The 23965-nt window shown below is 73.4% G+C and carries 27 protein-coding genes; 13 read left to right on the top strand and 14 right to left on the bottom strand.

What is annotated here, in order from left to right:
• Positions 1 to 31 precede the first annotated feature (31 nt).
• The 4 genes from ACPOLA_RS12990 to ACPOLA_RS12975 all read left to right on the top strand — a co-directional run bounded on the left by ACPOLA_RS12990 (position 32) and on the right by ACPOLA_RS12975 (position 3541).
• Positions 32 to 1453 carry a TIGR02680 family protein gene (locus tag ACPOLA_RS12990; protein WP_435770866.1) on the top strand — a complete coding sequence of 474 codons (1422 nt, stop codon included), beginning with the start codon at positions 32 to 34 and terminating at the stop codon, positions 1451 to 1453.
• 2 nt (positions 1454 to 1455) lie between these two features.
• Positions 1456 to 2796, top strand: coding sequence for a TIGR02679 family protein (locus tag ACPOLA_RS12985; protein WP_435770865.1), 1341 nt, complete (start codon positions 1456 to 1458; stop codon positions 2794 to 2796).
• 62 nt (positions 2797 to 2858) lie between these two features.
• Positions 2859 to 3188, top strand: a complete 330-nt coding sequence (locus tag ACPOLA_RS12980) for a DUF433 domain-containing protein (protein WP_435770864.1) — start codon at positions 2859 to 2861, stop codon at positions 3186 to 3188.
• On the top strand, positions 3185 to 3541 hold the full coding sequence (locus tag ACPOLA_RS12975) for a DUF5615 family PIN-like protein (RefSeq protein WP_435770863.1): 357 nt from the start codon (positions 3185 to 3187) through the stop codon (positions 3539 to 3541). The genes ACPOLA_RS12980 and ACPOLA_RS12975 overlap by 4 nt, the downstream gene beginning before the upstream one ends.
• A 460-nt stretch (positions 3542 to 4001) precedes the next feature.
• Here the strand turns inward: ACPOLA_RS12975 and ACPOLA_RS12970 are convergent, their stop codons facing one another.
• From ACPOLA_RS12970 to ACPOLA_RS12935, 8 genes are all read right to left on the bottom strand, one after another.
• Entirely contained in the window at positions 4002 to 4412 is a 411-nt protein-coding gene (locus ACPOLA_RS12970) for a VOC family protein (protein WP_435770862.1), read from the bottom strand.
• A 10-nt stretch (positions 4413 to 4422) separates the two neighbouring features.
• Positions 4423 to 4866, bottom strand: a complete 444-nt coding sequence (locus tag ACPOLA_RS12965; protein WP_435770861.1) for a helix-turn-helix transcriptional regulator — start codon at positions 4864 to 4866, stop codon at positions 4423 to 4425.
• 46 nt (positions 4867 to 4912) lie between these two features.
• Entirely contained in the window at positions 4913 to 5551 is a 639-nt protein-coding gene (locus ACPOLA_RS12960) for a hypothetical protein (RefSeq protein WP_435770860.1), read from the bottom strand.
• A gap of 61 nt (positions 5552 to 5612) precedes the next feature.
• The gene (locus ACPOLA_RS12955; RefSeq protein WP_435770859.1) at positions 5613 to 6161 is read right to left on the bottom strand and encodes a flavodoxin family protein; all 549 of its coding nucleotides are present in this window, start codon (positions 6159 to 6161) and stop codon (positions 5613 to 5615) included.
• Positions 6158 to 7003, bottom strand: a complete 846-nt coding sequence (locus tag ACPOLA_RS12950; RefSeq protein ID WP_435770858.1) for a universal stress protein — start codon at positions 7001 to 7003, stop codon at positions 6158 to 6160. Before ACPOLA_RS12950 ends, ACPOLA_RS12955 begins: the two co-directional genes overlap by 4 nt.
• 140 nt (positions 7004 to 7143) lie before the next feature.
• On the bottom strand, positions 7144 to 7737 hold the full coding sequence (locus ACPOLA_RS12945; RefSeq protein ID WP_435770857.1) for a hypothetical protein: 594 nt from the start codon (positions 7735 to 7737) through the stop codon (positions 7144 to 7146).
• A gap of 26 nt (positions 7738 to 7763) precedes the next feature.
• Positions 7764 to 8675, bottom strand: a complete 912-nt coding sequence (locus ACPOLA_RS12940) for a universal stress protein (protein ID WP_435770856.1) — start codon at positions 8673 to 8675, stop codon at positions 7764 to 7766.
• A gap of 122 nt (positions 8676 to 8797) precedes the next feature.
• Entirely contained in the window at positions 8798 to 9784 is a 987-nt protein-coding gene (locus ACPOLA_RS12935) for an Acg family FMN-binding oxidoreductase (RefSeq protein ID WP_435770855.1), read from the bottom strand.
• A 127-nt stretch (positions 9785 to 9911) separates the two neighbouring features.
• Here ACPOLA_RS12935 and ACPOLA_RS12930 point away from each other — a divergent pair, with 127 nt between their 5' ends.
• A complete protein-coding gene (locus ACPOLA_RS12930) occupies positions 9912 to 10595 on the top strand; it encodes a response regulator (protein ID WP_435770854.1) in 684 nt (227 codons plus the stop codon).
• A gap of 3 nt (positions 10596 to 10598) precedes the next feature.
• Here the strand turns inward: ACPOLA_RS12930 and ACPOLA_RS12925 are convergent, their stop codons facing one another.
• Positions 10599 to 11024, bottom strand: a complete 426-nt coding sequence (locus ACPOLA_RS12925; RefSeq protein ID WP_435770853.1) for a pyridoxamine 5'-phosphate oxidase family protein — start codon at positions 11022 to 11024, stop codon at positions 10599 to 10601.
• A 153-nt stretch (positions 11025 to 11177) separates the two neighbouring features.
• Between ACPOLA_RS12925 and ACPOLA_RS12920 the strand changes: the two genes are divergently transcribed.
• Together ACPOLA_RS12920 and ACPOLA_RS12915 are read left to right on the top strand one after the other, a co-directional pair.
• Positions 11178 to 12890, top strand: coding sequence for a sensor histidine kinase (locus ACPOLA_RS12920; protein WP_435770852.1), 1713 nt, complete (start codon positions 11178 to 11180; stop codon positions 12888 to 12890).
• Positions 12891 to 12958: 68 nt separating this feature from the next.
• Positions 12959 to 13915 (top strand): aldo/keto reductase, encoded by a 957-nt coding sequence (locus ACPOLA_RS12915; RefSeq protein ID WP_435770851.1) that lies wholly within the window; start codon positions 12959 to 12961, stop codon positions 13913 to 13915.
• A gap of 44 nt (positions 13916 to 13959) precedes the next feature.
• Here the strand turns inward: ACPOLA_RS12915 and ACPOLA_RS12910 are convergent, their stop codons facing one another.
• Positions 13960 to 15294 (bottom strand): FAD-dependent oxidoreductase, encoded by a 1335-nt coding sequence (locus ACPOLA_RS12910; RefSeq protein ID WP_435770850.1) that lies wholly within the window; start codon positions 15292 to 15294, stop codon positions 13960 to 13962.
• Positions 15295 to 15369: 75 nt separating this feature from the next.
• Here ACPOLA_RS12910 and ACPOLA_RS12905 point away from each other — a divergent pair, with 75 nt between their 5' ends.
• Positions 15370 to 16314: a LysR family transcriptional regulator gene (locus ACPOLA_RS12905; protein ID WP_435770849.1), complete on the top strand. Its 945-nt coding sequence runs from the start codon at positions 15370 to 15372 to the stop codon at positions 16312 to 16314.
• On the opposite strand, the gene galK is transcribed toward ACPOLA_RS12905, so the two are convergent.
• Entirely contained in the window at positions 16315 to 17424 is a 1110-nt protein-coding gene (gene galK, locus ACPOLA_RS12900; RefSeq protein ID WP_435770848.1) for a galactokinase, read from the bottom strand.
• Positions 17425 to 17526: 102 nt separating this feature from the next.
• On the opposite strand from galK, the gene ACPOLA_RS12895 reads away from it, so the two are divergent.
• Together ACPOLA_RS12895 and ACPOLA_RS12890 are read left to right on the top strand one after the other, a co-directional pair.
• Entirely contained in the window at positions 17527 to 18678 is a 1152-nt protein-coding gene (locus tag ACPOLA_RS12895) for a YibE/F family protein (protein WP_435770847.1), read from the top strand.
• Between the two features lie 74 nt (positions 18679 to 18752).
• Entirely contained in the window at positions 18753 to 20147 is a 1395-nt protein-coding gene (locus ACPOLA_RS12890) for a circularly permuted type 2 ATP-grasp protein (RefSeq protein WP_435770846.1), read from the top strand.
• Positions 20148 to 20162: 15 nt separating this feature from the next.
• On the opposite strand, the gene ACPOLA_RS12885 is transcribed toward ACPOLA_RS12890, so the two are convergent.
• On the bottom strand, positions 20163 to 21050 hold the full coding sequence (locus tag ACPOLA_RS12885; RefSeq protein ID WP_435770845.1) for a phenylalanine 4-monooxygenase: 888 nt from the start codon (positions 21048 to 21050) through the stop codon (positions 20163 to 20165).
• Positions 21051 to 21140: 90 nt separating this feature from the next.
• On the opposite strand from ACPOLA_RS12885, the gene ACPOLA_RS12880 reads away from it, so the two are divergent.
• Genes ACPOLA_RS12880 through ACPOLA_RS12870 form a run of 3 tightly spaced genes read left to right on the top strand, consistent with a single transcriptional unit; the run spans position 21141 to position 22640 of the window.
• Positions 21141 to 21572, top strand: a complete 432-nt coding sequence (locus ACPOLA_RS12880) for an Lrp/AsnC family transcriptional regulator (protein WP_435770844.1) — start codon at positions 21141 to 21143, stop codon at positions 21570 to 21572.
• Positions 21573 to 21628: 56 nt separating this feature from the next.
• On the top strand, positions 21629 to 22051 hold the full coding sequence (locus ACPOLA_RS12875; RefSeq protein WP_435770843.1) for a homing endonuclease associated repeat-containing protein: 423 nt from the start codon (positions 21629 to 21631) through the stop codon (positions 22049 to 22051).
• 55 nt (positions 22052 to 22106) lie between these two features.
• Positions 22107 to 22640 (top strand): DUF4334 domain-containing protein, encoded by a 534-nt coding sequence (locus tag ACPOLA_RS12870; protein WP_435770842.1) that lies wholly within the window; start codon positions 22107 to 22109, stop codon positions 22638 to 22640.
• Positions 22641 to 22662: 22 nt separating this feature from the next.
• On the opposite strand, the gene ACPOLA_RS12865 is transcribed toward ACPOLA_RS12870, so the two are convergent.
• Positions 22663 to 23265, bottom strand: coding sequence for a TetR/AcrR family transcriptional regulator (locus tag ACPOLA_RS12865; protein WP_435770841.1), 603 nt, complete (start codon positions 23263 to 23265; stop codon positions 22663 to 22665).
• A gap of 4 nt (positions 23266 to 23269) precedes the next feature.
• Positions 23270 to 23932, bottom strand: a complete 663-nt coding sequence (locus tag ACPOLA_RS12860; protein WP_435770840.1) for an enoyl-CoA hydratase/isomerase family protein — start codon at positions 23930 to 23932, stop codon at positions 23270 to 23272.
• Positions 23933 to 23965: the final 33 nt, after the last annotated feature.

Genomic DNA, 23965 nt, shown 5'->3' with positions numbered 1-23965 from the left:
CATACTGACGGAGCGCGACGAGACCGCACGCATGACCAGCGCCGATGCTGTGCGGTTGCGCGCCCAGGCAGACGCTCTCCGCGCCACCGTCGGTGCGTCGGTCGCGGAGTTGGAGCGGCGGCTCGGTGAGACCACCGCCGCGCTCACGGAGGTGGAAGCCGAGCTGGCGCGGATCAGCGGAGAGCAGGTGGACACCGCAGGTCGTCGCGGCAGCCTGGAAGAGAAGGTCCGCGAACTCCGCACCCGTCGCGAGGAGGCGGCCACCGAGCGTGAACGAGTGATCGGTGACCTGCGCGCCTTCGCTGCCACCGGACTGCTGCGCGTCGCGCTGCCCGCTCTCCAGGTCCCCGACCCGGACGCGCCGGACGATTGGAGCGTCACCGCCGCGCTCGCCCTCTCCCGAGGCGCCGAACAGGAACTCGACGATGTCGAGGAGAGTGACGACGCCTGGCGCCGGGCGCAGCAACGGATGTCGACTGCAGCGCAGGAGCTCTCCACCCAGATGAGCCGCCACGGCCACACCTCGTTCCTCGATCCGCGCGGGGAGGTGGTCGTGGCCCGCGTGCGCTACCTGAGCGAGGAGGTCGACATCGACCGGCTCGCCGTACGACTGAGTGACGACGTGGAGCAACGTGAGCGGCTGCTCAGCGCGAAGGAGCGCGAGATCCTGGAGAACCACCTGGTCAACGAGGTTGCCGGGGAGCTCCACGAGTTGCTGCTGGCGGCCGAGGCACAGATCGACCGGATGAACGCGGAGCTCGCCGCCCGCAAGACCTCCACCGGGATGCAGCTGCGCTTCCGATGGCAGGAGCGGAGTGACGGACCGGCCGGGCTCGCTGCTGCGCGTGGCCTGATGGTGCGCTCCGACGCGACCTGGACGGCTGCAGACCGTTCCGCAATCGGAGGGTTCCTCCAGGCCCGCATTGCCGAGGTTCGCGAGACCGACCCGACCGGCGGCTGGGCCGAACACCTCGAGCAGGCGCTCGACTACCGGCAGTGGCACTCCTTCGTCATCGAGCGTCGACAGAACGGCCAGTGGCGTCCTGCCACCGGACCGGCCTCGGGTGGGGAGCGCGTCCTGGCGATGTCGGTGCCGCTCTTCGCGGCCGCCTCGTCCCACTACAACTCCGCCAGTCCGCACGCGCCACGACTCATCCTGCTGGATGAGGCTTTCGCCGGTGTGGACGACGACTCCCGCGCGAAGGCGCTGGGGCTGCTTGCCACGTTCGACCTCGACGTCGTGATGACGAGTGAGCGGGAGTGGGGGTGCTACCCGCAGGTGCCGGGGCTCGCCATCGCCCAGCTCTCCCGGGTCGAAGGAGTCGATGCAGTCGGCGTCACCCGCTGGCAGTGGAACGGCACCCGCCGCACCAGACTCGCCGAGGTCGAAGGGGCTGCTCAGGCCGGCGATGCGCACGATTCGACTGCGCCGGACGACGCGTTGTTCGGATGACGATGGATTCGAAGATTGCGAGCGGCGACCGCGCTGCGCTGGAGCGGCTCCTCGGCGTTCCGGAGATGGCCTGGTTGCTGGCCCGGGTGCGCTCCCGGATCGCTGCATCTCGCGGATCGAGCCTGACCGGCGTCGTACAGCTCGACGAGCCGACCGACGCGCAGCGGTCTGCGGCGGTGCGGCTGGTCGGGCGGCCACGACGCCCGGCCGCCACCCTGCGGGTTGACCTTGCCGACGTCGAGGCGATCCTGCGCAGGGGACCGTGGCCAGCGGGGCTCGCCGACGCCGTCGAGACGCTGACCGGACCCGTCGTCGACCCGGCAGTGGAACGCCAGCGCACCGCCACCGACTGGGCCCGCGCTGCGGATGGCCTTCGCGAAGCTGTTGCCGACCACCCGGGGCTCGGGGACTGGTGGGAGGGATTCTGCTCGACGGGTGGGCTCAAGCGAGCAGCGCGGGCGGAGGCTGCGCGGACCGGGGTTGCCCACGGGCCCGACGTCGGTGCTCGTCTCGTCGAACTCGTGGCATCGGTCGTGGCGGCTCTGCCATCGGCAGGGGAGCCGTTGTCTGTGTTCGCGCGACGGCTTACTGGCGACGCGCATGCTCTCGACATGTCGCGTCCACTCGGGCGCTTGGCTGCCGCTGCTGTCGCGGCTGCGTTCGCGCCGGACGCTCATTCGAGCCGCGATGCTTGGGCAGCGGTTGGCGTCGTACTGTCCAACGTCGCGTCGACGGTGCTGTGCCTGGGGGTTCCGGGTGCGGCTGACCCGGCTGGGGCGTCGGCGCAGGCGAGCGCGGCGGCGCTGGAGGCCATGCGAACCGCCCGGATGCCTCTGGTTCTGACCCTCGACCAGGTCCGCTCCGGCGGTGTCGAGGTGCTGCCAACCGACCGGATCGTCCACGTCTGCGAGAACCCGACGATCGTCGAGGTTGCCGCCACGGCTTGGGGGTGCTCGGATGCGGGCGCGTCTGCGCCGGTGCTGATCTGCACGTGGGGCCAGCCCAGCACCGCGGTGGTGGAACTCATTGCCATCCTGACCGGACGCGGAGCCGGGTGTCGCTACCACGGTGACTTCGACTGGCCAGGCCTGCAGATAGCGCAGGCCCTCCGCCGGCGGGTTCACTGGACGCCGTGGAGATACACCTCCACGGACTACCTGGCCGTTGTCGAGGGCGACCTGCCATCGCTTGCCCTCGAGGGACGCCCGGTCCCCTCGCCATGGGACCCGAGGCTTGCCGAGGTGATGGCCGCGCACGGACTTGCGATCGAGGAGGAGGCGATGGCGGAGACACTCGCCAACGATCTGATCGCCGCATCCCGGGCGACGGGCTCGGCAGGGTGAGTGACGAATCCCGGCACTCCTGCAGGGTATCGCCGGTACGCTTGAAGCGGAGGTGCATCGAGATGACCGCAGCGGCGATCGAGCCAGAGCCGGTTCCGCTGACCAGGGACGCCGCTGGTCGGCTCATCGTGATCGGCACCCGAGTTCCGCTGGACACACTCGTCGCTGCCTTCGAACGCGGGGACTCGCCCGAAGCAATCCACGAGTCGTATCCGACCGTCTCGCTCGGCGACATCTATGCCATCTTCACCTACTGCGTGCGTCATCGTGACGACGTCAATGACTACCTGGCAGGGCGAGCCGACGAGCGCACCGCGCAGCGCTCTGCGATCGAGACGAGGTTCCCGCCCGAGGGCCTCCGCGCAAAGATCCTCGCCCGGCCGGACGCATGACGGTCAAGTTCCTGGCTGACGAGAACTTCGATCACAAGACACTGGCAGGGCTGAAGCGACGCGAGCCCGATCTCGACATCGTGCCCGTGCAAGAGGTTGGCCTACGCGAGGTCGATGACCCGCAGGTGCTGGAGTGGGCCGCCCGCGAGGAGCGCATCGTGGTGACTCACGATGTCTCGACCTTCGCCGACTTCGCCTACGAGCGCGTTGCCGCCGGACTGCCCATGCCGGGGGTCATCGAGATCCCGGAGTCCGTTCCTCGATCTGTGCTCATCGACGAGCTCATCCTGATCGCTGGCGCGAGCGAGCCGAACGACTGGGAGAACCGGGTCGTCTACCTCCCACTCCACTGACACGCCGACTGGACCCGCGAGCAGGATTCGATCGCAGCCACAAACCGGCCACTTACGGCTCCGGTCTGGCCCTGGCGGCTCCGTTGCACTCCGGATTGACGCACTCGGCTGCCGCTGTCCTCGCGATACTCGGTCGACCTTTGGAGAGAACGAGTCTGTAGCCTCGCGGTCTCGCCTCACCCCTGGGGCGAACGGGCTACGGCAGGCACTGACCCTGCGTGGCGACCGTGATCCGTAAACAGTGGTACGACCACATCGGCAGGGGTTTGCCCGGGGGACCCGGTCGACGTCCGACTGGGTCCCCCGGAGTCCTGAGGTCGGGTCGGCAAGCTCGACGGAGCCGGTCTGTCTTCCGTCCGTCGGCGTCCACTCGCACGGTGGCCTCGAGCTTGCGCCCAGCTCGGGTGCTGCCTCACGCCCCGGAGGGCCGCCGGGTCTCGGGGCCAGCGCGAGCCGCCGGTCAGTCCAGCTGGTTGATGCGGAGCAGGTTGCCGGAGGGGTCGCGGAAGGCGCAGTCCCGAACGCCGTAGTCCTGGTCCATCGGCTCCTGGACGACGTCGGCACCGTCGGCCTCGAGGCGGGCGAAGAGGCCGTCCAGGTCGTCGGTGGCCAGGGTGACGGCGCCGTACGCGCCCTTGGCCATCAGGTCCAGGACGGTACGACGCTCCTCGTCGCTGATGCCGGGGTCGGCGGCGGGCGGGTGCAGCACGATCGAGGTCTCGGGCTGTCCGGGAGGGCCGACGGTGATCCAGCGCATTCCCTCGTAGCCGACGTCCTTGCGCACCTCGAAGCCGAGCGTGTCGCGGTAGAACCGCAGGCTGGCGTCGGGGTCGGTGTGGGGGAGGAAGGTGTAGTGGATGAGGATCTTCATGGCCCCGAACCTAGGGGGAGCCGGGCGCGGTCGCTTCTCGATTCCTGACCGGTCGGGTGACCTGCCGGGCCAAGCACGCCGGGATGCCCTCCGCGGCCCGCGACTGCTCCCGGCGGTAGACCGTCGGCGGCATCCCCACGATCTCGGCGAACCGGCTGCTGAACGTGCCCATCGAGGAGAAGCCCACCTCGAAGCAGATGTCGGTCACGCTGAGGTCACCGCGGCGCAGCAGGGTCATGGCGCGCTCGATGCGCCGGGTCATCAGGTAGGAGTAGGGGGACTCGCCGAACACGCGGCGGAACTCGCGGCTGAGGTGGCCCGAGGACATCGCGACGCCGCTCGCGAGGTCGTCGAGGTTGAGCGGTCGCGCGTAGTCGCGGTCGATCCGGTCGCGCACCCGGCGCATGACGACGATGCTGTGCCGTCGCCGCTCGTCGGCATCGGTGCTCGCCATGCGCCCATCGTGGCAGAGACGCCGGGCAGTGCGGCACCCCTCGGCGTCAGCCCTCTCGCACGCTCGATGCGATGTGCTCGAAGGTCTGCTCCATCTCCGCGCCGTCGAACTCCTCGCCCTGCGCGGTCAGCCACACCTGGACTCCGTCGGCCTCGGCGCGGAAGTTCCACTCCGGGATGCCTTCGTACTCGCTGGTCCAGGTGAGGCGGTTGCCCACCGTCTCCCCGAGGGCCACCACGTCCTGCTCCCAGTCGACGTTCGCGACGGCCTCCTCGCCGTACAGCTCGTCGAAGCCCGCCTCCATGTCCGCGAGGCTGGCGATGTCGACGTCGTCGTTGGCCTGGTCGTCGCCGTGCAGCAGGACCACCCGGATCTCCGGCACGCCGTCGGACTGCGGGTAGTAGGCGCAGCTGTGGCTGGGGCCGGTGCCCTCGACGTCGGGCGGCTCGGTCCCGACCGGTACGTCGAGCACCACGGTGACCGAGCGGTCAGCAGTCTCCACCTCGCAGGTGACCCGCTCGTAGCCGGCGGGCGTCGCCGGTCCGTCGTCCGGCTGGAGCGTCGTGGGGCCGTCGACCGCCCTCGGCGTGGGGCCGGGCTCGTCGCCGCAGGCGGCCAGCGAGGCGGCGAGGGACGTGGCGAGGGCCGCGACGAGGGCGGAGCGGAGCAGGGGCGGGGAGCTCATGGTGCTCGGACGCTAGTCGACACCGCGCGGTTCCACAGGCGATTCCGACCGCCGCCGGTGCTCAGGCGGCGTCGCGCATCTCGTCCCGGCAGGCGGCGCCCACCATCTGGCCCCACCGCTCGGCGCGCGCGAGCTCGCCGGCCACGAGCGGCCCGCGGGTGTCCTCGACGAGGAAGGCGACGGGCTTGCGCAGGAGACGGAACCCGCGGCGGCGCAGGAGCCGGCCGGCCGTTGCGCCGGCCGCCAGCGGCAGCCGGCGGACCTTGGCGACCCGGGTGTCGAACACGGCGACCCGGTCGGTGCCGAAGCTCTCCGGACGTACGGCGGCGATCCACTCCCGGGCTCCGATCCGCGCCCGGTCGGGTGCCGCGCCCTGGCGCACCGCGTCCGCGCGGGTCTGGGGGCGGCTGAGCGAGAAGGCGTGGGTCGGTGCACCGAGGACGATCAGGTCCACGTCGACCGGGCCGGTCGCCGCCAGCGAGGAGACCGGCAGGCAGTGCACGGCGTAGCCGGCGCGGCCGAGACCCCGGGCGACGGCGTCGGCGACGAATGCGGTGTTGTCGAACATCGACTCGTACAGGACGAGTGCGGTCGAGCTGCGCTCGCTCATGCCCAGTCCCTCCCCGCCGCCTCGGGTACGACGGCCACGGTGGTCCGCGCGCGCTCGACGACCGCGGTGGCGATGGACCCGGTGACCACGCGTCCGAGGGAGTCGATCGGATGCCGACCGACCACGACCAGGTCCCAGGCCGAGGCACCGGCCGCCAGGACCTCGTCGACCAGGCCGTGGGCGACGCGCCGGGACACCTCGACCTCCGGGTACTTCTCGGTGAACCCGGCGACGGACTCGGCCAGCAGCAGGTGGATGTCCTCGACCGCGGCGGGGTCGAGCTCCTCGACGGCGATGTTGCGCATGCCGGCGACCGCCGCCAGGGCGTCCCAGACGCAGTGGACGACGGTGAGGGGGAGTCCGCGCATCGAGGCCTGCCGGAAGGCGAACTCGATGACGGGGAGCGACTCGGGGGAGCCGTCGGCTCCCACGAGCACCCCGTCGCCGGCGTCCGTGCGGTCGACCGGGCGGCAGACGACCAGGGGGCAGTACGCGTACTTGCTGACGGCGGCGCTCACCGAGCCGAGCAGGATGCTCCGCACGGCCCCTCGCCCGCGGGAGCCCAGGACGAGGAGGTGGGCGTCCCGCGACATGTCGACGAGGACGCCGCGGGGGTCGCCGGTGGCCGCGACCGTGTGCACGGCGACGCCGGGAGCGAGCCGCTCGATCGTCTCCGTGGCCTCGCGAAGGGCCGGCCGGCCCTCCTCGCCGACGCTGACGACGGTCACCGGGCGGTGCTCCAGAGCTGCCTCCTCGGCCGCCCAGGCCACGGCGCGCGCGGCGTGGTCGGAGCCGTCGACGGCGACGAGGACGGAACCGGACGGGATCGGGTTCGTGTTCATGTCTCGAGCCTCGTCGGTCGCGGCGGCCGCCGGCACGGTCCTGGTTCCCACAGCGGGAGGACCTTCGGCCCCCTCGAAATGAGCCTCGCCCCCCGGACCGCGGTCCGGGGGCGAGGCTCGCTCGGCGGGAGCCGACGCGGTCAGCGCAGGAAGGGGAACCTGCGCACGATCGACGTCCGTGCCCACACCCGGCCGAGGCCCCAGGTGTCGCCCGCCAGGGTGAGGGCGAGGACCACGACGGTCACCGCTCCGAGCAGGTGGTCGTCGATGACGGGGTTGTTCTCCAGGGGCATCGCGGCGACCCACATCATCAGGTAGAGCGCCGCACCGGTGACGGCGGCGAGCCGGATGCCCACGCCGAACGTGAGCGCCAGCCCGATGCCGAGCAGGCCGGCCATGAAGAGCCAGTCGGCCCAGGCGTCACCCGCGATGCCGTTGAAGAACTCGCGGAAGGGGTTGTCCTGCGGGACCCCGAAGGTCAGGAACCCGTAGGTGGGGCTGCCCTCGTTGATCCAGGCGTCCGGTCCGAAGCGGTCGACCGCGCCGGTCTCCGCGTTCTTGCCGGTGGCGTAGCCCAGGGCGAGGAGCTTGTCGAAGAACGCCCACAGGAAGGTCAGGCCGAAGCCGATCCGGAGGGCGGCGAGCGCACGCCGGGTGGCGCCGTGCGTGACGATGTCCTGCTCGACGAGGACGTCGGGGTGGTGCACCACGGGGTGCTGGGTTGAGGTGGTCATCGGATTCTCCGATCTCTGGTGGGTGGTCAGGACTGGGGCGCCGGCTCGGCCTGCGGCACGACGGCGACGGCGGTGTGGGCGTGCTCGACGACCGCGGTCGCGACCGCGCCGGTGACCAGCCGGAGGACGGTGTCCACCGGGTGGCGCCCGACGACGATCAGGTCCCAGCGAGCGCTGTCGGCGGTGAGGCAGTCCTCCGGCATGCCGCGGGCGGGGAGCAGCTCGACCCGGACCTCGGGGAACTTGGCGGCGAAGCCCGCGACGCTCTCCGCCAGGAGCAGGCGCTGCTCGTCGTCCTCGGTGGCCGGGGCCGCGACAAGGCCGTGCAGCGCGGCGAGCTGGTCCCAGACCGAGTGCATCAGCGTCAGCGGCAGCCCGCGCATGGACGCCTGCTGGAAGGCGAACTCGATGACGGGCAGCGACTCGGGAGTGCCGTCGGCACCCACGAGCACCCCGGTGTCGATGTCCTGGGCCGAGCGTCGCCGGGGCGGCCGGCAGACGACGACCGGGCAGGCGGCGTCCCGGCTGACCGCGGCGCTGACCGAGCCCAGCAGCTTGCTGCGAAGCGGTCCGTGGCCGCGGGACCCCACCACCACCAGGTGCGCGTCGGCCGAGAGGTCCACCAGGACCTGCCGGGCGTCACCCACCACCGCGGTCGCGGAGGCCTGCACGCCGGGCCGCATCCGGCGGACGACGGCCAGGGCCTCGTCGGCGACGGCCTGCGCGGCCTCGACGAGGTCCTGGGTGTGAGCGGTGTACGCCGCGGCGCGCGCGTCCCAAGGGGCAGAGGGCACCGACGGGGCGCCGGTGGCCGTGACCACGGTGAGGAGGCGGCGCTCGTACCACGCCTGCTCCGCGGCCCAGTGGATCGCACGGTCGGCGTCGTCGGAGCCGTCGGTCGCGACGACGATCGTGCCGGGTTGGATGTTGTTCGTCATGGCTTCAGACTCCGCTTCCCGACGCCCGACCGACACGGCCGGACGCCCCTCGGGTCGGGGGACCTTCGGCCCCCCACGCGGGGGTCTCCAGCCCGACCACGGTCGGCCGAGCCGGCGACCGGTCAGGCCCGCAGCACCTCGCCGACGGGCCGGCGCGGGGTCCGCGGCAGCTCGCTGCGTCCGATGGCCTGCCACCCCACGCGAAGCAGGATGTGGGGGCGGAAGCCGCCGTCGAGCACCGCGTCCTCCAGCTCCTGGCGGGTCGTCTCGACCTCGATCGGCTGGCTCAGCGGCACGATCGACAGGCCCTGGCGGGTCGCCTCGAGCCAGAGGGCGCTGAGCGCCTCGCCGGTGCGGAGCCAGCTCCCGACGTCGTCGGAGTCCCCGCCGAGCGCAACCACGGCGTCGCCGCCGCCCAGCGCCATCCGGGCGTCCTCCAGGACGCCGGCGCGGAACCGGGAACGGGCACGGAGCGGCTCCGGACTGTCCGGCAGGACCGCCACCGGGATGCCGTCGTCGCCCGCCCGGCCGACCCAGCGGGCCTGCTCACGGAGGCGACGCCCGTCCAGCTCGACGTAGCTGACCGCGCGGTTGGCCAGGACCTCGAGACGGAAGCGCGCCGACATCGAGGTGATCGGTTGCGCACGGACCCCCCAGGGCTCGGCGAGGTCGCACAACGCCTGCAGCCGGTCGTCGGGGACCGGCCACGCGGTGAACCGGCGGCGGTCGGTGCACCGCCGCCGCAGCAGGTCGAGGTCCTCGCTGGACACCTCCGGGCGGTCGCTCCGCCCGACGGCGACGTGGGCCAGGACGGTGAGGTCGGCGACGTCGGGCAGCCGCCACACCGCGGTCGCCCAGCCGAGGGTGCGCGCAGCGAACTGGAGGTGGTGCAGCGCCGCGCCACAGCTGATCGTCAGGTTGCGCCCGTCGGGGTCCTCGGCCGGGAGGTGGCGCGCCATGTCGGCGCGCAGGGCCAGCCGGCTGCCGTCGTACTCCCACAGCCACGGCTGGGTGTTGTGCACGCTCGGTGCGTGGCACGCGAGCTTGACCAGCCGCGTGACGACGTCGGTCGATGCGTTCCGGTCGCTGGTTGCCAGCCCCTTGGCCATGAGGTCCCCCACTCGTCCATCTGGAAGGCCCACTCTTCGTCACCACCGCCACCGTCCCAAGGGCCGAAAGTCCCTGCTTGCACGTCGATGGGTCCCCTGCGTCGGGCTCGGCCACTACCGTGAGGGGATGAGCGACTCACCGGTGCCGGCTCACGAGGGGCCGATCCGCATCTACCTGCTGGACGACCACGAGATGATCCGGCGCGGCATCCGCGACCTGCTCGAGAGCGAGCCGGACCTCGAGGTGGTCGGCGAGTCCGACTCCGCGCTGGAGGCGACGCGGCGGATCCCGGCGCTGCGACCCGACGTCGCGATCCTCGACGGGCGCCTGCCGGACGGGTCCGGGATCGACGTGTGCCGCGACGTGCGCTCGCAGGACCCGTCGATCAAGGCGCTGATCCTCACGTCGTACGACGACGACGACGCCCTCTTCTCCGCGATCATGGCCGGCGCTGCCGGCTACGTGCTCAAGCAGGTCCGCGGCAACGACCTGGTCGACATGGTCCGTCGCGTCGCGGCCGGCCAGTCGACGCTCGACCCGTCGGTCACCGCGCAGGTGCTCGAGCGGATCCGCAGCGGCCCCCCGGTCGACAAGAGCCTCGAGGCGCTCACCGAGCAGGAGCTGCGGATCCTCGACCTCATCGGGCAGGGCCTCACCAACCGCCAGATCGCGCGGGAGACGCACCTGGCCGAGAAGACGGTGAAGAACTACGTCTCCTCGCTGCTGGCGAAGCTCGGCATGTCGAGCCGCACCCAGGCCGCGATCTACGCGGTCAAGCACGGCGGCACGACGCCGCGACCGACCGAGTGAGGATCACCCGGCCAGGCGGCGGCCGCTGATGCTGCGCACCGCGATCCGCAGGCCCAGCACCCGCGGCCCGGTCACCCACGGGGTCGGCTCCGCGCCCGGCCGCTGCTCCCGGCGGCAGACACCGTGCATGAGTACGCTCCATCCCGTGTGCTGCTCGGCATCCACGTCGTCCACCTGGAAGGCGACCTCGCCGTCCATGCCGTCGCGCGCGAGCAGCGAGTACGGCGTGGTGCGCAACAGGACGTCGGTGCCCTCCACCGCGAAGTTGAGGGGCAGCACCGTGATGCCCTGGCCGCCCTGCCAGGCGACCCGGCCGACGGCGCGGGTGCGCACCAGGGCCCAGCACTCCTCCTCGCCGAGCTCCACCAGCCGCCTGCGCTGTGCCTGTTCCTGGGCCTGTTCCTGTGCCTGGGCCTGCGACGTGTCCATCACGCACCTCCTCGGGTTCGTCTCGACCGTGCCACCGCGCGTCGGGTCGGCGCGAGCCGCGGAGGTCCCGGCGGTCCGGGACCTTCGACCTTCCGGGGCGTCGACCGCTCCTCGGCTCAGTGGCGGGCCCGGGTCGCTCGCGGTCGGTGCGCGATGACCGGCCGTCCGGAGGAGCAGCCGGCGCCGACGCACCTCGACGAGGTCGACTTCGAGGACCTCGTGCGGGCGGTGCTCGACCGGATGCATGGCGCGCTCGACCACCAGGCCCGGCTCCAGCTGCTGCTGGACGCGGTCGTCACCATCTCCGCCGACCTCAGCCTCGACGGCGTGCTGGCTCGGATCGTGTCGATCGCGAGCCGCCTGGCAGGTGCGCAGTACGCCGCGCTCGGGGTGCTGAGCGCGGGCCGCCAGCGCCGGCTGCGGACCTTCGTCCACCACGGCGTCGACGACGAGCTGGCCGCCGAGATCGGCGACCTGCCGACCGGCCACGGGCTGCTGGGGCTGATCATCGACCGGCCCGAGCCGCTGCGGCTCCACGACATCGCCGAGCACCCGGCGTCGTACGGCTTCCCGGCCAACCACCCGCCGATGCGGTCCTTCCTCGGCGTCCCCGTCCGGATCCGCGACCGGGTCTTCGGCAACCTCTACCTCACCGAGAAGGTCGGCGGCGGTGACTTCACCGCCGAGGACGAGGAGATCGTCGTCGCGCTGGCCGCGGCGGCCGGCGTGGCGATCGAGAACGCCCGGCTCTACGAGGAGGCGACCACGCGCGAGGGGTGGGTGAAGGCCACCGCAGAGATCGCGGCGATGCTGATCGGGCCCAGCGCCCCCGAGGACCCCTACGACGCGGTCGCCCGGCTCGCCCTGGAGGCCGGCGGAGCCGACGTGGCCTGGATCGTCACCGGCCCCGACCGTGAGCGGCTCGAGGTCGCGGCGGTCGCCGGCGCCCGGCTGACCGGCGGGGAGCTGGGCGAGCTGGCGGCGAGCGACCCCGTCGCCGGGCTCGCGATCGAGAAGGAGGAGGCCGCGTCGGTGGAGGACGTCGCTGAGGCCGAGGGCGCACCGACCCCTGAACTGCCCGGTCTCGCAGGGCTGGGCCCCGCCATCGCCGTACCCCTGCACCCGTCGGCGCGCACTCGGGGTGCGCTGACGCTCGGCTGGATGCGTGACCACGAGGACCGCTACTACGGGGTCGATCCGCAGCTGGTGCTGTCGTACGCCGAGCAGGCGGCCCTCGCGCTCCAGCTCGTCGAGGCGCGCGAGGACCAGCGCCGGCTGGCGGTCTTCGAGGACCGCGACCGCATCGGCCGGGACCTCCACGACCTGGTCATCCAGCGCCTGTTCGCGATCGGCCTCGGGCTGCAGGGGGCCGCCCGGATGGTGGAGCGGCCCGACGTGGCCGAGCGGCTGGAGCAGGCGGTCGACGACGTCGACGCCACCATCAAGGACATCCGCCGCGCCATCTTCGGCCTCGGCTCGCTCGACACCGCCGGCGACATCCAGGCCGAGGCGACGCGGCTGGTGGAGCGCGCCGCCGCCACGCTGAAGTTCCGGCCGACGCTGCGGTTCGAGGGCCCGGTGCGCACTCTGGTGTCCGCCGACCTGGCTCCCGACCTGCTGGCGGTGCTCGCCGAGGGGCTCTCCAACGCGAGCCGGCACGCGGAGGCGACGGCGATCGAGGTGACGCTGGCCGCCGGGGACTCCATCGACCTCACCGTGCGCGACGACGGGCGCGGCATGGACCCCGGCCGCATCGAGAGCGGCCTGGCGAACATCCGGGTACGGGCCGAGCGGCGTGGCGGCGAGCTGCAGATCCGGTCGGCGCCGGGGGAGGGCACGACGCTGGTCTGGTCGGTCCCGCGGTGAGGCGCGTCGAGCCCGGCGTGTGCTTACGCCGACAGGTCTTCCCGGCGGCGGACGCCTAGGCTGATCGGGTGATCGAGGGGGAGCGCTCGCGGCTGGTCTACGGCTGCATGGGGCTGGGCGGCTCCTGGCAGGACGGCGCGTACGGCGCCCGCGAGATCGAGGTCGCCGAGGCGGCCGTGGCCGCGGCGCTCGACGCCGGGATCGACCGCTTCGACCACGCCGACATCTACCGGCGCGGCAGTGCGGAGTCGGTGTTCGGGGAGGTGCTGCGCCGGGCGCCGGGGCTGCGCGAGCGGATCGTGGTGCAGGGCAAGGTCGGCATCCGGCTCGAGGAGCCCGGGGTCGTGGGTCACTACGACCTGAGCGGCGGCGCGATCCGGGAGCGGGTGGCCGGCAGCCTCGAGCGGCTCGGCGTCGACCGGCTCGACGTGCTGCTGCTCCACCGGCCGGACCCGCTCGCCGAGCCCGAGGAGGTCGCGGGAGCGGTGGCGGAGCTTCAGCGGGAGGGCCTCGTCGGCGACGTCGGCGCCTCCAACATGTCCGCGGCCCAGCTCGCCGCGCTGCAGGACGCGCTGGCGACCCCGGTCGTGGCCGACCAGCTGGAGATGAGCCTGGCGCGGCCGGGGTTCGTGGACGCGGCCGTGCTGGTCAACCACCCGGAGGCGGCCGAGACCGACTTTCCGCACGGCACGCTCGAGCACTGCCGGCGCCACGGCATCGAGCTGCAGGCGTGGGGGTCGCTCGCCGGCGGCCGCTACAGCGGTGGCGCGCTGCCCGAGGACGACCCGGCGGCCGCGGGGACGGCCGGGCTCGTGGCGCGGATGGCGGAGGAGCGCGAGGTCAGCCGCGAGGCCGTCGTACTCGGGTGGCTGATGCGGCATCCCGCCCGGATCTCACCGGTGATCGGCACCACCAGCCCGGACCGGATCCGCGCGTGCGCGGAGGCGGCGTCGGTGGCCGCCACGATGACCCGCCCGGAGTGGTACGCCCTCTACGTCTCCGCCCGGGGCCGCCCCCTTCCCTGACCGACCCCTGATCCCGCCGAGTCCCGGGGCTCCGGTCCGCCGGGTCAGGGGCGGGCGGTGCGGAGCATCTCCTCGCGGTCGGCGAGCTTGACGCGGAGACGGCCCTGGGCCTGGCCGAGGGCGATCTCGTGCTGGTCGATGCGGTCCCAGGAGGCGGCGGTGACGACCTCGACGTCGCGCTCGGCGAAGTAGGCGTCCACGTCCTCAGGGGTGCGCGAAGGTGCGGTGGGCGTGGTCTCGGCCAGGAGGTGACCGACCGTCTCGGCGGCGTCGCTCTTGGTGTGCCCGATCAGGCCCACCGGGCCGCGCTTGATCCACCCGGTGACGTAGGTGCCGGGGATCCGCTCCCCGTCGAGGCCGAGCACGCGGCCGCCGTCGTTGGGCACCACGGCGGCGCGCTCGTCGAACGGCAGCCCGGGAAGGGCGGCGCTGCGATAGCCGACCGCCCGGTAGACCGCCTGCACCGGCCACTCGGTGACCTCGCCGGTGCCCTCGACCGAGCCGTCGCCGACCGCGCGGGTCCGCTCGGTGCGTAGCCCGGCGACCGCGCCGTCGCCGGCCACGATCTCCACCGGCTGCTCGAGGAAGTGCAGGTGGATGCGGTGCGGCTTCCCCGTCGGCTCGCGACCGACCCAGTTGGCCAGCGTGTCGAGGACCATCTTGGCCTGCCGGTTCCTCGCGATGTGCGCCATGGCGGCGTCGTCGACCTCGAACCCCTCCGGGTGGACGACGACGTCGACGTTGGGGGAGTGGGCCAGCTCGCGCAGCTCCAGCGGCGAGAACTTCACGTACGCCGGCCCGCGGCGCGCGAAGACGTGGACGTCGGTCGCCCGCTTCTCCCGCAGCCCCTGGTAGACGTGCTCCGGGATGTCGGTGCTGAGCATCTCCTCGCCGGTCTTCGCGAGCACCCGCGCGACGTCGAGCGCGACGTTGCCGGCCCCGACGACGGCGACCTCCCGGGCGTCCAGGGGCCAGGACCGCGGCACGTCGGGGTGGGCGTCGTACCAGGACACGAAGTCGGCGGCGCCGAAGGAGCCGGGCAGGTCCTCGCCGGGGATGCCGAGGTCGCGGTCGGCCATGGCGCCGGTGGCGACCACCACGGCGTCGTAGAGCTCGCGCAGGTCCTCGAGCTTCACGTCGACGCCGAACTCGACGTTGCCGAGGAAGCGGACGTCGGGGTGGCCGAGCACCCGCTGCAGCGCCTTGACGATCTCCTTGATCCGGGGGTGGTCCGGCGCGACGCCGTAGCGGACGAGCCCGAAGGGCGCGGGGAGACGCTCGAGGATGTCGACCGACACGGCGGTGTCGGACTTGGTGAGCAGGTCGGCGGCGTAGATGCCGGCCGGGCCACCGCCCACGATCGCAACGCGAAGAGTCATGCCGCTGAGTCTTGCCAGCACGTCGGGCGGGCGGAACGAGGTCGTGCTTGGGTGGTCACAAGGTAGGGTTGTGACATGCTCGGTTCCCACGTGCCGGACCTCCGCGCCCTGGAGCTGCTGGTGACGGTCGCGCGCAGCGGCAGCCTCGGGGCGGCCGCCAGCGAGCTGGGGATCACGCAGCAGGCGGCCTCGTCGCGGGTCCGCACCATGGAGTCGCTGGTCGGTGAGCCGCTCGTCGCCCGCAGCCGACGCGGCTCGGAGCTGACCGCCACCGGCGAGCTCCTGGTGCAGTGGGCGAGCCGGGTGCTCGACGCGGCGCACGAGCTGGACGCCGGGATCACCGCCCTCCGCGCGGACCGGCGCGGCCACCTCGCCATCGCGGCGAGCCTGACCATCGCCGAGCACCTGCTGCCCGGCTGGCTGGTCGGCCTCCGGGCCCAGCAGACCCAGCGCGGGGTGCGGCCGACCGAGATCACCATGACCGCCACCAACAGCGCCCGTGTCGGCGAGCTGGTGACGGCCGGTGAGGTCGACCTGGGGTTCGTAGAGGGGCCGGACGCGCCGCGGGGGCTGCGCTCCCGGCTCGTCGGCACCGACGAGCTGCTCGTGGTGGTCGGCCCGGCGCACCCCTGGGCGCAGCGAGCGCGCCGCCGCGTGTCCGTGCAGACGCTCGCGGCGACACCGCTGGTCGTGCGGGAGCCCGGGTCGGGGACCCGCATGGTGCTGGAGCGGGCGCTCGCCGGTCAGGTCCAGGCGCCGCCCGTCCTCGAGCTCTCCAGCACCGCCTCGGTGCGGGCGGCGGTCGCCGCCGGCGCCGGTCCCGCCGCCGTCGGGGCGCACGCGGTGCGCGACGACCTCGCCACCGGTCGGCTGGTGCAGGTCACCGTCACGGGCCTGGACCTCACCCGCCAGCTGCACGCCGTCTGGAAGGGCGGTGCGCACCCGCCCGAGGGGCCCGCTCGCGACCTGGTCGCCTGGGCGGTGCAGGGCGCCCGCTCGACCGGCCGGACTGCTCGCTGATCAGCCGCGCGGAGCGGCGCCGACCCGCCGGGCCCCTGCCGACGGCCGTGCCGTGAAGGCGTACGGCGCCCGGTGGCCCGCCGACGCGAGCGCTCGCTCGACGGCGGCCGTGGCGGCCGATGCGCGCTCCACCGGAACGAGCGCGATGACCGAGCCGCCGAACCCACCGCCGGTCATCCGCGCGCCGAGGGCACCGGCCTGCTCGAGCGTCGCGACCGCGAGGTCGGTCGCGGGCACGGTGACCTGGAAGTCGTCGCGCAGCGAGGCGTGTGACGCGGACAGCAGCGGACCGATGCCGGCCACGTCGCCGCCCCGCAGCGCCTCGACCACCCGGCGGACCCGGTCGTTCTCGGTGACGACGTGGCGGGTGCGGCGCCGCAGCGTCTCGTCGTCGAGTGCCCGGAGCGCGGCGGCCAGGTCGGTGACCTCGCGCAGGCCGGCCACGCCCAGGCGGCGGGCGGCCTCCTCGCAGGAGCGCCGGCGAGCGGCGTACTCGCCCCCGGCGTGGGCGTGCTCCACCCGGGTGTCCACCACCAGCACGCGCAGCCCGTGTGCCTCCGGGTCGAACGGCACCTGCTGCGTCGAGTGGTCGGCGAAGTCGCACAGCAGCACGTGCCCGGCTCGGCAGCGCAGCGCGGCCAGCTGGTCGAGGCCGCCGGTGGGAGCGCCGACCACGTCGTTCTCGGCCGCGCGGCTGACGGCGAGCAGCTCGTCGGCGCCGAGCTCGAGCCCGAGGAGGTCGTCCAGCGCGGCGGTCACCGAGCACACGAGCGCGGCGGACGAGGAGAGACCTGCCCCCACGGGGACGTCGCTGTCGACGGTCACCGCCACGGGCGGCACGTCGTGGCCGCGGTCGCGGAGCACGCGCGCGGGCCCGAGCACGTAGCGGACCCAGCCGCCGGGCAGCGCCCGGAGATCGTCGACCACGACCCGCTCACCGGTCTGCGCCGACGACGCACAGAGCTCGTCCGCCAGTGAGACCGTGGCCACGCAACCACGCTCGAGCGCGAACGGCAGCGCCAACCCGGCGTTGTAGTCGGTGTGCTCGCCGACCAGGTTGACCCGCCCCGGGGCGTGCCAGCGGACCGTCATGGCGAGACCGTAGGCCATCGCCCGGCTGCCGGTCCGCCGCCCCCGACTAGCATCGGGAGGCGCCGCTCGGTGGCAGCCAGGAGCACGACACGGATCCGGACGGGTGAGGTAGCGCAGCACATGGGCGGACAGCACGGCCGGCACGCGGCGCCGGAGACCGGCCGCATGCGCCGCATCGCGCTGGTCGTGATCGCGCCCCTCGCGGTGCTCACCGTCGCGGCGATGGTGTGGCTCTGGCCCGCGGAGGACATCTCACGGCCGGCGGAGGCGACGGCGGCGGCGGAGTCGCAGGGCGAGATCGTCGCGATCGAGCGCGAGGAGTGCGCCGAGGAGCTCACCGACGACGTCAACGGGTGTGGGACCGCGCAGGTGCGGATCGACGAGGGGGCCGAGGAGGGCACGACCGTCGAGACCATCCTCCCCAACGGCCCGGGCGCGCCCCGGGTGTCCGAGGGGGACCACGTCGTCCTGATCGAGACCAGCAGTCCGGACGGCGAGTCGTTCTCGATCGTCGACCACCAGCGCGCCAGCGCGCTGTGGGTGGTGGCCGGCGCGTTCGTGCTGGCGCTCCTGGCCTTCGGCCGGTGGCGGGGACTGACCGCGCTGGCGGGCCTGGGCGTCACCTTCGCCCTGCTGCTGCTGTTCGTGGTCCCGGCGATCCTCGCCGGTGAGTCGCCGCTCCTCGTCGCGATCGTGGGCTCGTCCGCCGTCGTGCTGACCGTGCTCTACCTCACCCACGGGTTCGCGCTGGCGACCACCGTGGCGGTGCTCGGCACGCTGGCGAGCCTGGTGCTCACCGGCCTCCTCTCCGCCGCCGCGGTGGCCGCGCTGCACCTGACCGGCGTCACCGACGACATCTCCACCTCCGTCGGCGTGGTGCACAGCGTGAACACCGAGGGCCTGCTGCTCGCCGGCATCGTGATCGGCTCGCTGGGCGTGCTGGACGACGTCACCGTCACCCAGGCGGCCACGGTCACCGAGGTCGCCCGGGCGAACCCGGCGTACGGGTTCGGCCAGCTCTACCGGGCCGGCAGCCGGGTCGGCCGCGCCCACATCGCGTCGGTGGTCAACACCATCATCCTCGCGTACGCCGGCTCGGCGCTGCCGCTGCTGATCCTCATCGTCGCCAGCGACGAGTCGCTCGGCTCGGTCGTCACCGACCAGATCATCGCCCAGGAGATCGTCCGCAGCGTGGTGGCCACGATCGGCCTGGTGGCTGCGGTGCCCGTGACCACCGCGCTCGCGGCGTTCAGTGCCCGCCGATCGGCCTGACGGTCCGCCTGACTGACCCCGGCGCGGCCCGGGTACCGCACCTCTGAGCATGCCGACCAGGGGAGGGGGCCACCATGCAGCAGCGCACTGTGCACGACCGGGCCTACGACGAGGCCCATGACGAGAGCGGCCGGGCCCGCGCGCCGTACGCGGAGCTGCTCGAGCGGCTGGAGGGGACCGACCTCGACGGGCTCACCCGCCGGGTCAACGACCGGCTGGCGGCCGAGGGCGCGGTGTTCGGGGGCGTGGACGGTCACCCGTTCCGCGTGGACCCGGTGCCGCGGCTGCTGACCGAGACCGAGTGGGCGACCATCGCCCGCGGGCTGGAGCAGCGCACGGAGGCCCTCAACGCCTTCGTCGCCGACGCGTACGGCGCCCGGCGGGCCGTGGCGGAGGGCGTGGTCCCGGAGCGGGTGCTCGCCGACACGCCGTACTTCGAGCGCGACCTGATCGGCGCCCGCGCGCCGGCCGACGGCTGGCTGACCGTGGCCGGCTTCGACCTGGTCCGCGGTGCGGACGGACGCTTCCGGGTGCTCGAGGACAACCTCCGGACGCCGTCCGGCCTGGCCTACGCGCAGGCGGCCGACGACGCCGTCGCCGCCGAGGCGGGGCTCGGCGAGACGGTGTCGGGGCAGGGCGGCGACTACCTCCGCGCCGGCGCGGCGGCGCTGCGACGGGCGCTCGAGTCGGCTGCGCCCGACGTCGAGGGCGAGCTGGTGCTCCTGTCCGACGGCGAGCAGAACTCGGCGTGGTTCGAGCACCGCCGGCTGGCTGAGGTCGCCGGCCTCCGCCTCGCCGACTGCACGGAGCTTCGCGCGGTGGGCGACCGGGTCGAGCTCGCCGACGGCACGCCGGTGCGCTCGTTCTACCGCCGCACCGACGGCGACCAGGTGCGCGACGACGACGGCGAGCTGACGCCGCTGGCGGCGGTGGTGCTGGACGCCGTCCTGGACGGGCGCGTCGGGATGGTGAACCGGTTCGGCACCGGCGTGGCCGACGACAAGCTGCTCTACGCCTACGTCGACGACCTGGTCCGCTTCCACCTCCACCAGGAGCCGGCGCTGCCGTCGGTCACCACCTACGACCTGCTCGACCCCGATCGCCGGGCGGCGGCGCTGGACCGGCTCGACGAGCTGGTTGCCAAGCCGCGCGACGGCCAGGGCGGACAGGGCGTCGTGGTGGGCCCGGCGGCGACGTCGGCGGAGGTGGACGCAGCCCGGGCGGCGATCGTCGCGGACCCGGAGACCTGGATCGTGCAGGACGTGGTCGAGCTCTCCACCGCACCGGTGGTCGTGGACGGCCGGCTCGAGCCGCGGCACGTCGACCTCCGGGTCTTCGCCGTCCGCGACGCCACCGGCGTGACCGTCCTGCGCGGCGGGCTGACCCGGGTCGCGCTCGAGGCCGGCTCGATGGTGGTCAACTCCTCCCGGGAGGGCGGTGCGAAGCCGACCTGGGTCGTGCCGGGGTGAGGGGCGGAGCGAGGGTCAGACAGTCGCGTGCGCCAGAGCCGCGATCGAGTCGTCGGTGCACTCCGCCCAGAACGTCCCGACGACGTCCTCGAACTGGGTGAACGACTCGGCGGCGTACAGCAGCGGCTGGTAGGCGGTGATGTCGTAGTCGGTGGTCCCCATCGCGACGAGGTCGAGCGGCCGGATCGTCATCGCGCGGAACTCCTCGATCTCGCCGGGGGAGGAGAGGATGCCGGCGCCGTACGCGCGCAGCTCGCCCTGCTCCCAGAGCACGCCGAACTCGAGGGTGAACCAGAAGACCTTGCTCACGAACTCCAGCGCCTCCTGGGTCTCCACGCGGCGGGACGCCTGGCCGGCGAGCTCGTACATCGCGGTGAACCGCGGGTGGGCCAGGGTGTTGCCGTGGCCGATCACCTCGTGGATGACGTCGGGCTCCGGGGTGTAGAGCGGCACCGAGTGGTGGCGGACGTACTGCGTCGCCCAGAAGGTGTGGTCCGCGAGCGACCCGTAGAAGTCGCGCAGCGGCACCAGCCCGGCTGCGGGCAGGTAGCGCCAGCCGGTGAGCGGCGCGAGCGCGGCGCTGACCTCCTCCAGCTGCGGCACCCGGTCGGTCGGCAGCCCCAGCGCATCCTTGCCCTCGAGGAACTCACGGCAGGCATAGGCGCGGTGCCGGGGGGCGAGCGCCTCGCTCACGGCGCGCCACACCTCGTGCTCCGTCGCGGTGTAGTCGGCGGTGGGGCACGGCTCGCCGGGTCGCCAGCCGGCCGCGAGGGTGGCCAGGGCGTCCCGGCGCCGGCGGTACTCCGGGTCGGCGAAGCCGGGGTGGTCCTGGCCGAGCTGCACCTGCAGGCTGCCGTCGTCGTGCTCGACGATCGGGGCGAAGTACTGCGCTTCCTCGAACATGGCTGCAGTCTGCGACTGTGTCCGCCGCGACACCAGGTCGGCGAGACGATCGGCTTCATCTGATCCCGATCCGTGGCAGGATGTCCAGCCATGGACGCCGTCGACCACGCGATGCTGGACGTTCTGCGCGCCGACGCCCGGACCTCGGTGCGCGACCTGGCCGCCCGGGTCGGGATCAGCCGCGCCAGCGCCTACGCCCGGCTCAACCGGCTGGTGGAGACGAAGGTGATCCGCGGCTTCACCGTCGACGTCGACCACGCCGCCCTCGGCCTCGGCGTCTCCGCCTACGTGCACGTCCGGATCAAGCAGAACTCCTGGAAGTCGTTCCGCAAGAAGGCGTGGGCGCTCGAGGAGGCGGCCCACGTCGCTCTCGTCGCCGGCGACTTCGACTGCGTGATGCTGGTCCGCGCCGGCGACACCGAGCACCTGCGCGACCTGGTGCTGGAGCGGATCCAGTCCCTGCCCGAGGTGCTCGCCACGCAGACGGTGCTGGTGTTCGAGGAGCACCACGGCCTGATGTAGACGGCGGCGCCCGCGGCGGGGGGCAGCCACCTGCCGCCGCGGGCTAACGTGCTGGCATGCGCGCCCCCGAGTTCAGCGACGAGCAGCTCCTGCGCCACCTGCGGTCGGCCGCCGCGGAGCTCGGCGAGCCCCTGCCCGCCAGTGCGTACGACGCCTGGCAGCGCGGTCGTGACGCCGCCTCCCCGGCGCTGCTGATCCGCCGCTTCGGCTCCTGGAACGAAGCCTGCGCGAAGGCCGGGGTGGGCACCAACAAGACCCGCTCGACGAGCCGCCGCTGGTCCGACGACGACGTGATCGCGGTCGTGGCGTCGTACCTCAGCCGCCCGGGCAGCACGGGCACGTTCGCCGACTACTCGGCATGGGCCCGGGAGCAGGCCGGTGCGCCGAGCGGGGCGACGCTGCGCCAGCGCTACCCGAGCTGGACCGAGGTGAAGCAGCTCGCGCAGGCGCGGCGCGAGCGGGGTCCTGCCGCCGGCTGAAGGAGGGCGCAGCGGCATCATGGGGCCAACGCTCCCGCCTGGAAGGACCCCGCGCATGAACGCCACCGACCGACTCTCCGCCCTCGAGCCGGCCTGCGACCTGACCGAGGCGCTCGCGCTCTACGACAGCCTCGACGCGGTGCGCGCGGAGGAGATCACCGGCCGCTGGCGCGGACGCGAGCTCGGCACCGGCCACCCGATGGACGGCCGGCTGGAGGCGTCGGGGTGGTACGGCAAGCAGTTCGACGGCGTCGACGGCGTGCACCCGCTGCTGTTCACGACGCCCGCGGGCGAGATCTTCCCGGTCGACCCGCGGCGGGTGCCGCTCGGCATCGTGGACAAGGTGTCGCCGTCCCTGGTGGAGAAGGGGCGCGGCGCGCTCGGCGTGCTGAAGCCCGGCCTGCGCACCACCCGGCCCCGCGCCCGGCTGCGCAACATCGAGCACCGGGGCGTGGTCTCGGCCGCGATGGTCTACGACCACCTGCCGATCATCGACCACTTCCGTCGGGTCGACGACGGCACCCTGCTCGGGTGCATGGACATGCGGCCCCTGCCCCGGCCCTACTTCTTCATCCTGCAGCGCGACTGAGGCCGGCGGCGTCCGCCACCGGTCACGGCGGCGGGGCGGCCGCGGTGATCCCGCGGACCGCCTGCTCGAGGGCGTGCCGGGCCAGCGGGTCGGTCGGCCGGGCCGTCGCGAGCAGCAGCCGGCCCGGAAGGTCGACCAGGCAGTAGGTCACCAGCGTGGTCGCGGACCTGTCCGAGCGGCCCCACAGCCGCTCGGCCAGGTCGCGGATCAGCCGACCCAGCCGCCGGCGCTGGTCCTGCACCTGCGCGCCCACCTCGGGAGCCAGGTCGGCGTTGACCACCTCGCCGACCGGCACCGCCAGCAGCAGGCGCGCGGCCTCCTCCTCACGCTCGGCGTACGACGCCGGGGCCAGCGCGGCGGCGGCGACGGCGTCGTGCGGCGTGCCGTGCGCAGCGGCACGGTCCGCCTCGGCGGCCTGGAAGTCGAGGAAGGCGTCCGCCTCGCGCACCCACACCCGCGCCAGGAGGTTGTCGCGACTGCCGAACGCGTTGTAGATCGCGCCGTTGGAGACGCCCGAGCGGGTGCTGAGGGCGCGGATCGTCAGGCCGCTCGTGCCGCCCTCGACCCAGAGCGCGCGGGCGTGGTCGAGCAGGTCGTCGAGGTCGTGCGAGCGCGGGCGGGCCACGGGGTCAGTCCAGCGGGCCGAGCAGGGCGTCGACCTCGCGGGCGAACATGGTCGACTTGATCTGGCCGAGGGTCCCGCGGTCCTTGCCGGCGAGGCCGGCGACCAGGTCGCGCGCGAGAGCCGGGAGCTGGGGGAGCGGCCCGGAGGCGTCGACCAGTCCGGCCGCGACAGCCTCGGCGCCGCCGTACCTCCGGCCGGTGGTCATCGAGTCGACGGCCGTGCGCGGCGACAGCTTGGCCTGGATGAGCGCGGCCATGCCGGGCGTGAAGGGGATCCGGATGTCCACCTCCGGGAAGCAGAAGTAGCCCCTGTCCTCGCGCATCACGCGGTAGTCGTGCGCCATCGCGAGCATCGCGCCGCCGCCGAAGGCGTGCCCGTTGACGGCGGCCACCGTGGGCACAGGGAGGGTGAGCACCTTCGCCAGGAGCGCCTGGACCCGGCCGGCGTAGGAGCCCAGGTCCTCGGGATGAGCGCCGAGCCAGTCGAGGTCGAGGCCGTTGGAGTAGAACCTGCCGCTGCCGGTCGTCACCAGCACGGCCGCCTCCGGCGAACCGGTGACGGCGTCGAGTGCGGCCTCGACCGCGTCCATCCAGTCGGGCGAGAAGCGGTTCTCGTCGTCGCCGAGGTCGAGCGTCCAGACCGGACCGTCGTGGCTGAGCTGGGGCATCGGGCGCCTCCGAAGGTTGTAGAGCAAGTGCTC

Source organism: Nocardioides proteolyticus, assembly GCF_051280635.3.
Classification (GTDB): domain Bacteria; phylum Actinomycetota; class Actinomycetes; order Propionibacteriales; family Nocardioidaceae; genus Nocardioides.
Note: the sequence above shows the minus strand (reverse complement) of the source record. Positions and strands in the feature narration are given on the sequence as shown.